Origin of the sequence: Paenibacillus terrigena DSM 21567 (assembly GCF_000374845.1) — a bacterium.
GTDB classification, from domain to species: Bacteria; Bacillota; Bacilli; order Paenibacillales; family Paenibacillaceae; genus Paenibacillus_K; species Paenibacillus_K terrigena.
The window spans coordinates 525452-537741 of sequence record NZ_KB895413.1; the positions used below are offsets into that span (position 1 = coordinate 525452).

General features: G+C 38.4%; 10 protein-coding genes and 1 pseudogene. 4 read left to right on the forward strand and 7 right to left on the reverse strand.

Annotated features, from left to right (window positions below; translation table 11 throughout):
- Positions 1 to 1404: an ABC transporter substrate-binding protein gene (locus C558_RS0106635; protein WP_018755467.1), complete on the forward strand. Its 1404-nt coding sequence runs from the start codon at positions 1 to 3 to the stop codon at positions 1402 to 1404.
- Between the two features lie 152 nt (positions 1405 to 1556).
- Here C558_RS0106635 and C558_RS0106640 read toward each other — a convergent pair whose 3' ends face one another.
- The 7 genes and pseudogenes from C558_RS0106640 to C558_RS33640 form a co-directional block, all read right to left on the reverse strand.
- Complete coding sequence (locus C558_RS0106640) at positions 1557 to 3608, reverse strand: serine hydrolase domain-containing protein (RefSeq protein WP_018755468.1); 2052 nt, start codon at positions 3606 to 3608, stop codon at positions 1557 to 1559.
- 137 nt (positions 3609 to 3745) lie between these two features.
- A complete protein-coding gene (locus tag C558_RS0106645; protein ID WP_018755469.1) occupies positions 3746 to 5008 on the reverse strand; it encodes a sensor histidine kinase in 1263 nt (420 codons plus the stop codon).
- A 1-nt stretch (position 5009) separates the two neighbouring features.
- Positions 5010 to 5750, reverse strand: coding sequence for a LytR/AlgR family response regulator transcription factor (locus tag C558_RS0106650; protein ID WP_018755470.1), 741 nt, complete (start codon positions 5748 to 5750; stop codon positions 5010 to 5012).
- 419 nt (positions 5751 to 6169) lie between these two features.
- Positions 6170 to 8224 (reverse strand): serine hydrolase domain-containing protein, encoded by a 2055-nt coding sequence (locus C558_RS0106655; RefSeq protein WP_018755471.1) that lies wholly within the window; start codon positions 8222 to 8224, stop codon positions 6170 to 6172.
- A 136-nt stretch (positions 8225 to 8360) separates the two neighbouring features.
- Positions 8361 to 9632, reverse strand: a complete 1272-nt coding sequence (locus C558_RS0106660) for a sensor histidine kinase (protein WP_018755472.1) — start codon at positions 9630 to 9632, stop codon at positions 8361 to 8363.
- A gap of 1 nt (position 9633) precedes the next feature.
- On the reverse strand, positions 9634 to 10374 hold the full coding sequence (locus tag C558_RS0106665) for a LytR/AlgR family response regulator transcription factor (RefSeq protein WP_018755473.1): 741 nt from the start codon (positions 10372 to 10374) through the stop codon (positions 9634 to 9636).
- Between the two features lie 360 nt (positions 10375 to 10734).
- Positions 10735 to 10881, reverse strand: a pseudogene (locus C558_RS33640) (DJ-1/PfpI family protein); the annotation flags it as partial.
- Positions 10882 to 11222: 341 nt separating this feature from the next.
- On the opposite strand from C558_RS33640, the gene C558_RS0106675 reads away from it, so the two are divergent.
- From C558_RS0106675 to C558_RS33025, 3 genes are all read left to right on the forward strand, one after another.
- Positions 11223 to 11498, forward strand: coding sequence for a hypothetical protein (locus C558_RS0106675; protein WP_018755475.1), 276 nt, complete (start codon positions 11223 to 11225; stop codon positions 11496 to 11498).
- Between the two features lie 16 nt (positions 11499 to 11514).
- Positions 11515 to 11790, forward strand: a complete 276-nt coding sequence (locus C558_RS0106680) for a hypothetical protein (protein ID WP_018755476.1) — start codon at positions 11515 to 11517, stop codon at positions 11788 to 11790.
- Between the two features lie 321 nt (positions 11791 to 12111).
- Complete coding sequence (locus tag C558_RS33025) at positions 12112 to 12261, forward strand: DUF255 domain-containing protein (RefSeq protein WP_018755477.1); 150 nt, start codon at positions 12112 to 12114, stop codon at positions 12259 to 12261.
- The last annotated feature ends 29 nt before the right edge of the window (positions 12262 to 12290 follow it).

The window sequence follows — 12290 nt, forward strand, 5'->3', positions numbered from 1 at the left end:
ATGAAACATAAAATGATTGGCAAGAAAGGTTTTATTTTAAGTCTTATTACCCTTATGCTAGTGCTCTCGGCATGCAGCTCTTCAAATCCTTCTGCAAGTAGCCCAGTAAATAGTCTTTCAAATGAAGAAAAAAGTGCTACAGATAAACCAAACTCGAATGAGAAAAAAGTAATTACGCTTTCGGTTATAAAGTCCACTCGTTTCCTTGAACTGGCAAAAGAGAAGTTTGAAGCTGCGAATCCGACTATTAAAATTGAAATCAAGCCCTCTTATACCGTACCAGAAGTCAGTGGCAGAATTACAGTTGCACGAGGTGGCGGGATCAATCCCGTTGAGGTTGAGAAGTTTGTGACGACTGTAAATGCAGAGCTGATGAACGGCAATGCTTCTGATATTATTGCGGTTGACGAACTGGCTTATAACAAATATGCAGAAAAAGGGCTGTTGACTAATTTAATCGATTTCATGGACAAAACAAACGGCTTTAACCAAGATGACTATTTTATGAATGTATTAGACGCATTAAAGAATAAAGATGGTTTATATGCGCTGCCTTATGGCGTAATGACTAGCGTATGGTTTGGCAATCAGGAACGTCTCGCTGGCTTGAATCTCGATCCTGCTAAAGCATGGACGTGGGATGAGTTCGAGAAAAAAATGAAAACTCTTGCAAATGACGGCAGTAAAGATCCTCTCGTTCGCTATTTAAACCCAGATAAACTGCTCCTAGAAATGGTTAGTAAGGATATGGACAAATTTTTGGATGTCAACGAGAAGAAAGCCAAATTTCAAGATCAAGCCTTTATCGACATGCTTAAACAAGCGAAGTCTTTTTACGATTTGAAAATTATTAGTCCACTAGAGCAACCAAAGGGGCCAGGCAAGGCGATAAAAATGGGAGAATCGCTGGGACTTAAGGATGCACTCTCTCTGTCTGAAATAACGACCTATTCAAGTCTAAGCTTCGCATCGATGTTTTACGACAAACCATTGCTTTATCAAGCTCCTACAAGCGAACCCAAAGATGGAAATTCGTTTGAGTCGAATATGCTGCTCTCGATTAATAATAAGTCGGAGAATAAAAAAGAAGCTTGGTCGTTCCTGCAATTTTTAATCTCGGAGGAGATGCAATCCTCGCCGGAGCTGGAAGGACTGCCTGTGAATAAAAAAGCAAGTCAAGCTCAAATTGATGCTTCGGCAGCAAACAAAGATATGAAGCTGAGCCCTGAATTTATTGAAGCGGCAAAGGAACTTCTTCCGCAGTTGAAGCGTTATAGTGGACTCGATCCGAAAATTAAGAAAATTTTAATCGACGAAACAGAACCATTCTTTAGCGGGCAAAAATCGGCTGAAACGGTTGCCAATAGTATTCAAAACAAAGTAAGTCTCTATCTGGAGGAATAGTCATAAAAAAGGCCGGGTACAGCTCCATTTTGGAGTAGTACCCAGCCTTTTTTATAACGATTGGACATTTTCTTATTCATATCGTGGCAACACTTGAAAATGTTGTGAGAGGCCTTATCGGCCAATATGAATAAGATTGATGTGCTCCACGTTTATTTATTCTTCAAATTAATTTTAAATCGATCCCCCTTATTACCACCAAAAACGATCATCCCACCTTCAGGTAGGACTATCGAATGATTGTTCGTTACCTTTGAAAAGTTCACAACCATTCCATTCGCGTCATAAACGGCAAATCCTCCACTTCCCGGAACCTTAACGGTCATGACTCGATTGGCTGTTTTTTTATCAATCTTATACCATACAGCCTGACCACTTACTGGTATGGTGCAAATCGAGGAGTTTCCTTTATCAATGGGCTGAATACCGTCTTCACTGATATAGGTTCGTCCGCCGAGCCTTAAATGCTCTGTATCGTTCACGTTATAGAATAACAAATCAAATGCATCTGTACCGTTCAATATAGGAATATCGAATACATTTACGGCTTTATTCTCGTCAACAATTTTAGTGCCGGATGCGTATCCATGATCGATATTAATCGACACATTCAGCCCTGAGGGTAGATAATAGAAGATTGAAGATATCTTTTCATCCAAAGCGTAGTACTGTTTCCCATCTCGATGTTCCCATACCGTTCTCATTGTCTGACTAAGAGGATTGGGATCTAACTTCTGATATTCATACGTTGCCTTAACCGCTTGACCCAATCCTGGTTTATTGATATAAGCAATAAGCTTAACATAGGTTTTTCCGTTCTTCTGTTTGTCAAAACTTATGGTTACATCCCCATCTTTGTTTTTGAATTGTCCATTGCCTGTATAGACATATTTTTGAGGCGGTATCGGTGCACCTGCTAGAGCGGGTAAATCAATCTCTCCATTCTTGATCTCCAGATTTACAGTCTTACCTACCGAACCGTATAATCCGGTGTATGACTGCAAGTCCGATGGCATATCCACTTTCAAGGAAGGCTTAAATGTTTTTTCAGGTAGCAGCTCTTTAATGATGCCTTTGGATCTTGCGTATTCTAATAAAACATTAGAAGCAAACAAACTATTCACGAAGGAACTGCCTCTCGTTGAAAGTACAGCAATAGAAATTTCATGTTCTGGTAGGGTAGTTAATGCAGCGTGATACATGATTGAATCCCCGCCTTTGGATAATGCCGTTATTCCGTAATCACTAAACGGTGCTAAACGAACGGCATCCCAACCAAGCCCGTAATTAAAGGTGTTTGTCTCTTCAGAAACCCATACGCCCTTTCTATACTCATGACTTTGCATGGACTTTGCTGATTTCTCAGATAAAATATCCGGTTGTTTCCCGATTAATACTTCCGCGAACTTACTTAGTTCTTCTGCAGTTGAGTAGATGCCTCCTGCTCCAATTGTATTGACATTCTCAACGGGTAAAGCCTGTTCCATCATAGGAAAATAAGTTTTTACGAGCCTGCCTCTATCAAATGCATCAAGTGGTGTTTTAGTAGAGCTTAAATGAAGAGGTGTGCTAATATAGGTTTCAAGGAATTTGCTATAACTTAACCCGCTCACTCGTTCAATCAAGATTTCAAGCAGTTGAAAACCATCGTTACAGTATACCGAGGATTCGCCTGGGTTTGACTTTAAATTTTCTGTCTGTAATCTTGCCAATAATTTATCATGATTTTCCGTATCATTGTCATCAAACAACACGCTATTCCCATAGTGAGTACCGTAAAGTCCTGAAGAGTGATTCATTAGCATGCGTGGCGTAATCTCTTTATATCGATCATCAGCCATTTTAAATTCCTTAATATATGTGATCAGTGGTTTATCAATATCAATTTTATTAGAATCAGCTAGCATCATCGTTGCAGCAGTAACATACATTTTGCTTACCGAGCCGATGCCAAACATCGTGTCTTTCGTTATTGGTGCCTTGGTAGCTCGATCGTATACACCAGCACTATCGGATAAAACAATAGATCCATGATCCATAATCGCATACTGCATTCCACTTACACCATAATCGGACACGATCTTCGAAGCCAGCCCCTGTGCCTTTTCTTTTACAGTATCTGGACTCGTTTGAGCCAAAGCAGGGGTGATCGGTATTGCAATAAGTATCGCGGTCATTAATACAGAAACCATCTTCTTCTTCATGTTCATTTCTCTCCTCGTTATTCTTTCTATATTTACTTGCTGAATTCATCATACAAGGGAGAGGGCTGATATATGAAAAAGCACCCTGAAACGAAAAAAACAATCCCTAAACAACATGTTGTCTAAGGATTGTTCGTTTAAAATGGCAGTAGGACCATATTATGAAATACGTTATGTTTCGTCTCAATGGTCATATGACCACCGTACTTCTCGCAGATTCTAGCGATATTGGTTAATCCAATACCATGATATTCAGGGTTGGGTTTATGGCTGTGCAAGTGAGCAACTTCATTCTCCATATGATTCAAGATGTGAATGAGTAGAGTTGATTCGGTAGCATGTATTTTGATATGAATGTACCTATCCTCTGCAAGGTTTACTTTTTTAGAAGCTTCTATTGCGTTATCTAGCATATTTCCAATGACAACACATAAGTCATAACGGTCAATGGGGACGGATTGTGAACATAAGTTAAGTTTGGTATCTATTCTGATGCCATTCGCTTGTCCAATATTAAGGGTATTTGAGACAAGGGCATCGATAACCAGATTCCCCGTATTCACCCGTTGGTAGGCTCCTTCGACTTTATTTAATGTTGTCTTGATATGTTCCATGGCTGCTGCTAACTCATTTCGCTTAATACACTCTTCAATATACAAAAACTGTTGATTCGTATCATGAATGATTCTTTTAATGGATTTGAAGCTGTGAACGACTTTTTCGTAATTCGCATCCTGATAGTCCATCTGATGCTGCAGTTGAACATTCTCATTCATAAATTGAAATTTATCAATGATATTATCAATAATATAGACGATCATCACATTCAAGAAAAGAAGTCCAATGACGGAAATGAAAGAATAGACGTTCTCATAAGTAATCATATTGAGTTCGAATATACTTACGATCGGAATAACCAAAAACAATAAGTGGTAACGATAATGCAAAGAGAAACTTCTACGCTTGGCAAGCAGTCGTATGATCGGAATGATCGCAAACATGATCATGAAATTGAGTATAATAGCCTTCATGTAGGTTATTTGTTGATTCACAGCTTCATTAAAGTCAACGGAATCTAGGGTGTGAATAATATAAAGAGATATAGAACTGGTGATAGACATTAAAACACCGTAAAGCATAGAAAACACGATTTTAGTTTTAAATTCTACTGTATAAGATTGCGCAAAACTAATGATTACAAGCAAAGGTAGAAACCAACTTATCATCGGAGAGATGGGAAAAACCAAATATACGTAACTGAGCAGCCCAAAGATCATGAAGCAAATCATTCGGTTCTGTTTTTTAGCTGATTTATCAAATACCGAGTTGAAGAAAAAGTTCATTTGAAAGCCCATCACAAGGATAATGCTCAAGACAATTGGCACATTATGCTGAATCATATCATTCGACCTTCATGATCATAAATTTGGTGTAAACATCTTTAACCTCTTTAACTTTGGAACGGCCTATAGGTAATTCCAACCCATTGGACATGAGAACGACTCCGCTAGCAAACTTCCTCACATGAAGCAGATTAATAATAATGGAACGATGGATTTGCAAGAAGTTACAGTCTTTTAAGGCCACAGCATAATCTGAAATGATGCCTTTGCTTTCATAGGTATGATTCGTGGTAATAAAATGCAGTTTACTTTTTATGGTTAAGCTTTTGGCAGCTTCAATACTGATGAGGTCATCATATTTTACAACGATTTCTTCATAGGCTGACTTGATGATCATAAACTTTTTATCAAGTGCTTGAAAGTATTGGCACAGCTTGATGATTTTCTCCTCCAAGATGATGGGGGCTATGGGTTTAATCAAGTACTGGAATGTCATGACATCAAAGCTTTCCACCATATATTCGGGGTAGCTTGTCAGAAAAATAATTTGTTCATCTAGGTTATTTAATCCTCTGATCTTATGGGCTGTTTGAATCCCGTTCATTCCATCCATTTCAATATCCATAATTAGAATATGGAATGGAGTGCCATATTGCTCATAATAGGATATTAACTGCTCTCCCGAGCCGAATAATTCGATTTCAAAATCGATATTTGTCTTTATCGACAAAGTAATCAGAATGTTTTTAACGAGTTCTCTTTGTTTGTCCTCATCATCACAAATAGCCACTCTATACATCAATGATACACCTCTTATTCCCATTCCATTTATTCTAGAACTCTATGTAAGCATAATACAACGTTTTGACTCTATATTGATAACTTTTGGTTGAAATGCAAATTTGAATCCCTCAAATGACTTCTTCCGCAGTTGAAGCGGTATAGTGGACTCGATCCGAAAATCAAGAAAATTTTAATCGACGAAACAGAACCATTCTTTAGCGGGCAAAAATCGGCTGAAACGGTTGCCAATAGTATTCAAAACAAAGTAAGTCTCTATCTGGAGGAATAGTCATAAAAAAGGCCGGGTACAGCTCCCATTTTGGAGTAGTACCCGGCCTTTTTGTAACGATTGGACATTTTCTTATTCATATCGTGGCAACACTTGAAAATGTTGTGAGAGGCCTCATCGACCAATATGAATAAGATGCTCCACGTTTATTTATTCTTCAAATTAATTTTAAATCGATCCCCCTTATTACCACCAAAAACGATCATCCCACCTTCAGGTAGTACTACCGAATGATTGTTCGTTACCTTTGAAAAGTTCACAACCATTCCATTCGCGTCATAAACGGCAAATCCCCCACTTACCGGAGTCTCAACGTTCATGACTCGATTGGCTGATTTTCCATCAATTTTATACCACACAGCTTGACCATTGGATGGTATGTTGCAGAATGAATCATTCCCATCATAAATGGGGTGAATCGCATCTTCTCTGATATAAGATTGTCCGTCGATCACTAAATGCTCTGCATGGTTCACGTTATAGAAATTCAAATCAAAAGTATCTCTTCCCTTCATAATAGGAATACTCATTACGTTTATTGCTTTATTCTTATCAACAATTTTAGTACCGGATGCGTATCCATGGTTGATATCAACGGATATATTTTTGGCCACCAGTGCTTTGGTAAGATACATGCCTGAAGTTATCTTTTCATCCAAGGCGTAGTAACTTTTTCCATTTCTATCTTCCCATACCGTTTTAGTTGACTGATTTAGAGAATTAGAATCTAACTTTTGATATTCATACATCACCATAACCGTTTGACCTAGTCCTGGAATATTGATGTAAGCGTTAAGCTTTAAATAGGTTTTTCCATTCTTCGGTTGGTCAAAGCTTAGAGTTACATTCCCATCGTTGTTTTTGAATTGTCCATTGCCCGTATATACATATTTTTGAGGCGGCAGCAATCCATTTCCTAGAGCTGGTAGATCAATCTCTCCGTTCTTTATCTCCAGATTTACCGTTTTACCTACGGTACCGTATAGTCCAGAGTAAGCAATCAAATCCGATGGCATATCCACTTTCAATGGAGCTTCAAATGTTTTTTCAGGTAGGATCTCTTTAATGATGCCCTTGGCTCTTGCATATTCCAATAGAACATTAGATGCAAGCATACTATTGTACAAAGAACTCCCACCCGATGAAAGCACAGCTATAGAAATATCATGTTCGGGTAGGGTAGTCAAAGCCGCGTGATACATCAACGTATCTCCACCTTTATATAATGCGGTTATTCCGTAATCACTAAACGGCGCTAAACGGACGGCATCCCAACCAAGACCATAATTAACGGTGTTTGTCTCTTCAGAAACCCACACCCCTTTTCTATACTCATGACTTTGCATGGCCTTTGCTGACTTCTCGGATAAAATATCTGTTCGATTCCCGATTAATACTTCTGCGAACTTACTTAATTCCTCAGCTGTGGAGTAGATGCCCCCTGTCCCAAGGAGATTGGCATTCTCAACGGGTAAAGACTGGTCGATCCCTGGAAAATAAGTTTTTGTGAGCCTGTCTCTATCAAATGAATCACGTTGTGTTTTGGTTGAGGTTAATTGAAGAGGTTTGCTAATATAGGTTGCAAGAAATTCGCTATAACTTAAACCGCTCACTCGTTCAATCAAGAGTTCAAGCAGCTGAAAACCATTATTACAATATACCGAAAACTCGCCGGGGTTTGACTTTAAGTGTTCTGATTGTAATTTGATCAATAATTCATCATGATTTTTCGCATCATGATCATCAAACAATACACTATTCGCATAGTGACTACCGTAAATTCCTGAAGAATGATTCATCAACATGCGTGGCGTAATCTCTTTATATCGTTCATCTGCCATTTTAAAGTCCTTGATATACGTGGTTAGCGGTTTATCAATATCAATTTTTTTAGAATCAGCTAGTATCATCGTTGCAGCAGACACATACGTTTTACTTACCGAGCCAATTCCAAACATCGTGTCTTTGGTGATCGGACTTTTGGTCGCTTTATCGTATACACCAGCGCTATCGGATAGAACAATGGATCCATGATCCATAATTGCATATTGCAATCCACTTACACCATAATCAGACATGATCTTCGAAGCCAGCTCCTGTGCCTTTTCCTTTACAGTATCATGGTTCGTTAGAGCAAAAGCAGGGGTGACCGGTATTGCAATAAGTACAGCGGTCATGAATACAGAAACCATCTTCTTCATTAATAATTCCTCCTCGAATTCTTTCTAGATGTGACTTGCTGAATTCATCATACAAGGAAGAAGGCTGTTATATGAAAAATCACCCTGAAACGAAAAAAACAATCCCTAAACAACATGTTGTTTAAGGATTGTCCGTTTAAAATGGTAGTAGGACCATATTATGAAATACGTTATGTTTCGTTTCAATGGTCATATGACCACCGTACTTGTCGCAGATTCTAGCGATATTGGTTAATCCAATACCATGATATTCAGGGTTGGGTTTTTGGCTGTGTAAGTGCGCAACTTCATTCTCCATATGATTCAAGATGTGAATGAGTAGGGTTGATTCAGTAGCATGTATTTTGATATGAATGTACCTATCCTCTGCAATGTTTACTTTTTTAGAAGCTTCTATTGCGTTATCTAGCATATTACCAATGACAACACATAAGTCATAACGGTCAATATGGACTTCTTGTGAACATAAGTTAAGCTTCGTATCTATTCTTATGCCATTGGCTTGTCCAATATTAAGCGTATTCGTGACAAGAGCATCGATAACCAGATTCCCCGTATTCACCCGGTGATAGGCTCCCTCGACTTTATTTAATGTCGTCTTAATATGTTCCATGGCTGCTGATAACTCATTTCGCTTAATACACTCTTCAATATACAGAAACTGTTGATTCGTATCGTGAATGATTCTTTTAATGGATTTGAAGCTGTGAACGACTTTTTCATAATTCGCATCCTGATAGTCCATCTGATGTTGCAACTGCGAATTCTCATGCATGAATTGAAATTTATCAACGATATGATCAAAAATATAGACAATCATAACGTTTAAGAAAAGAAATCCAATAACGGAAATGAAAGAATAAACGTCCTTATAAGTTAGAATACTCAGCTGGTATATACTTACGATAGGAATAACCAAGAATAATATGTAGTAACGATTATCCAAAGATAAGCTTCTGCGTTTTGCAACTAGTCGTATGATCTGAATGATTGCAAACATGATCACACAACCGAGTATAATAGCTTTCGTGTTGGCTATTTGATCTTGTTCATTTACAGGATCAAAGCTAAAGTCAACTGAATCTATGGTATAAAAAAGATAAAGGGATATAAAATTAGTGAGAGTTATTAATACAGCGTAAAGTATTGAAAAAGTGAACTTGGTTTTAAATTCTACTTTATAAGATAGCGAAAAACTAAATATCATTAGCAAGGTGAGAATCGAAGATAAAATAGGAGTGACGGGAATAACTAGATATAGGTAATCGAGCAACCCAAAGATAATGAAGTAAATGAATCGGTTTTGTTTTTTAGCTGATTTATCAAAAATCGAGTTGAAGAAAAAATTAACTTGAATACCCATCAGAAGTACAATGCTAAAGACAATAAGAAAATTATTTTGAATCATATCAATCGACCTTCATAATCATAAATTTGGTGTAAACATCTTTAACCTCTTTCATTTTGGAACGGCCTATGGGTAGCTCCATCCCATTGGACATGAGAACGACTCCGCTAGCAAACTTCCTCACATGAAGCAGATTAATAATAATGGAACGATGGATCTGCAAGAAGTTACAGTCTTTTAAGGCCACAGCATAATCTGAAATGATGCCTTTGCTATCATAGGTTTGATTCGTGGTAATAAAATGCAGTTTACTTTTTATAGTTAAGCTTTTGGCAGCTTCAATACTGATGAGGTCATCATGTTTTACAACGATTTCTTCATAGGCTGACTTGATGACCATAAACTTTTTATCAAGTGCTTGAAAGTATTGGCATAGCTTGATGATTTTCTCCTCCAAAATGATGGGGGCAATGGGTTTAATCAAGTACTGGAATGTCATGACGTCAAAACTTTCCACCATATATTCGGGGTAGCTTGTCAGAAAAATAATTTGTTCATCCAGGTTATTTAACCCTCCTATCTTATGGGCTGTTTGAATCCCGTTCATTCCAGCCATTTCAATATCCATAATTAGAATATGGAATGGCGTGTTATGCTGCTCATAATAGGTTACTAACTGTTCTCCCGAGCTGAATAATCCGATTTCAAAATCGATATTTGTCTTTATCGACAAAATAATCAGAATGTTTTTAACGAGTTCTCTTTGTTTGTCCTCATCATCACAAATAGCCACTCTATACATCAATGACACACCTCTTATTTCCATTACCTTTATTCTAGAACTCTCTGTAAACATAATACAACGTTTCGACTTTATATAGATAACTTTTGGTTGAAATGCAATTTTGAATCCCTCAAATGACTTCTTCCGCTTGGATAACAATGAAGGGATTTTTCCGCAGATGTAAGGGCATGAGCGCTGAAATTGTGGAGGAAGGTCGAAGGGCGATTGATTGGATGGTTTGCCATTATTCATCTAATTTTCTTCAAGGAAAAATGCAAATTTTTTACCCGTTGGCCAAACATATGTCAGCATTTGTTTGGCCAACGGGTAAGCTACAGTCCAACTCGGTTAAAGAAAGATTAGGCTCTTTTTGCTCCATCAATCCTCAAGATCATTATCGAATTCCATTATTTTAGCCGTGTCAGCAGCAACGTGTTTGCCGAGCAACCGCTGAACCATATGGAATGCCATATGTATACTCGCCGAAATGCCCGCAGATGTGATAATCCGGTCTTCGTCCACAAATATTTCCTTTTGGTTAACGGACAACAAGATACCCAAGCCATACAGCATCAAGAGGGATGGAAAAAACAAGGGCTGCTCGAACATTACGGTGTAACGTTTACGGCGATTGAAATCCATTTGGGTTACATTACTTATGGCAGAACCCGTTCCAAGTGTGGTTAGGTGGAGCTTGTACCCGAAGAAGTGCGGGTTAAAGTCATGTGAACACATGAAAAGATGGAAACGCCGGAAGAACATGAAGCGATTATGGAGCGGCTGCTTAAGTATTGAGTGCTGAACCCAAATTCAAGGCGTAACATTTTTCCTTTGTCAGGCTTTCTGTTTTGAAATGCGGTTCACGGATGAGATTTAGAGTAGGTGAGAATAAGAAGCAAGTGCAGCATGGAGCGCATTATGCTATCACCAGTACAAAGATGGCAGCAAATGTGAGCATTTTGGCAAAGAAATGGATGTTGATTTTTTTCAATGCTCTTTATAATCGGATTATCAATGTAGATCCGAACATTTTACGGGAGATTAAACTGCATGGAAGTAGGTACAATGATACGCATTCGATCATTGAGGTGAAGGAACAGATATTAAAGAAACAGAAACGGGCATTGGACAAGCCTACATGAGTCATACGAAGAGGACATGATAACGAAGCAAGTATTTTTGGAGCGTAAAGCTATCCGGTCTAGGCAGATACAGAAGCTGGAAGAAGAGTTGAAGGATTTGCGGAAAGTTGTAGTAGATGAAGATAATTATCCGAATGTGGAGCAGATATATGAGCGAGTTGGTCAGTTTAGGGAGTTGTGGAGTGATGCGGTGACAAGTGAAGAGAAGAATCGGGCATTGAAGAAGCTGTTGGAGCGGAATGTGTATGATAGGGAAGGGAATCGGGTGGAGTTGACTGTTTGTTATAAATAAGAGCGAGGACTTTTGGAGGTCATTTCCACTGTCTCTACACATGTGGAGTGCTGTGTGTTGTTGGTGAGAAGTAATTGATTTTAAGCCACATTTACCTATTTGTAAAAAGCCTTCCTGCCCGAATTCTCTTGAGTTCGGGCTATATTTGTTATAACCCAAGTAATTAATTGTGCGTAGGGTATTCGATGGGGGTTCCATTCAGCAGTAGAAGATAGTGTTTTATATAATCATTGGCAGAGTTGAGTCACTGCTGGTGTGCTAGTCTGTTTGTACTAAACTTGATGCTAGAAAAAACTAGCAAAACCAAGGAGGTGATGCCCCATGACAACTCAAAAAGTACCCAATAGATTAGCCAAGGAAAAGTCCCCATACCTGCTGCAACATGCTCACAATTCGGTGAATTGGTTCCTTTATGTTAGGAAAGGGACATTGTGGTTAATTAACAACGCTCTCATAGTAAAATCATGCTGACTTGAGAATGATTTTTCGTCTGTGCCATA

Bases quoted from the DNA above. Each gene is read 5' to 3' on its own strand.
- C558_RS0106635 (WP_018755467.1), top strand. From the start codon at position 1: ATGAAACATAAAATGATTGGCAAGAAAGGTTTTATTTTAAGTCTTATT.
- C558_RS0106650 (WP_018755470.1), bottom strand. From the start codon at position 5,750: ATGTATAGAGTGGCTATTTGTGATGATGAGGACAAACAAAGAGAACTC.
- C558_RS33025 (WP_018755477.1), top strand. From the start codon at position 12,112: ATGACAACTCAAAAAGTACCCAATAGATTAGCCAAGGAAAAGTCCCCA.
- C558_RS0106675 (WP_018755475.1), top strand. From the start codon at position 11,223: ATGAGATTTAGAGTAGGTGAGAATAAGAAGCAAGTGCAGCATGGAGCG.
- C558_RS0106640 (WP_018755468.1), bottom strand. From the start codon at position 3,608: ATGAAGAAGAAGATGGTTTCTGTATTAATGACCGCGATACTTATTGCA.
- C558_RS0106655 (WP_018755471.1), bottom strand. From the start codon at position 8,224: ATGAAGAAGATGGTTTCTGTATTCATGACCGCTGTACTTATTGCAATA.
- C558_RS0106665 (WP_018755473.1), bottom strand. From the start codon at position 10,374: ATGTATAGAGTGGCTATTTGTGATGATGAGGACAAACAAAGAGAACTC.
- C558_RS0106645 (WP_018755469.1), bottom strand. From the start codon at position 5,008: ATGATTCAGCATAATGTGCCAATTGTCTTGAGCATTATCCTTGTGATG.
- C558_RS0106680 (WP_018755476.1), top strand. From the start codon at position 11,515: ATGATAACGAAGCAAGTATTTTTGGAGCGTAAAGCTATCCGGTCTAGG.
- C558_RS0106660 (WP_018755472.1), bottom strand. From the start codon at position 9,632: ATGATTCAAAATAATTTTCTTATTGTCTTTAGCATTGTACTTCTGATG.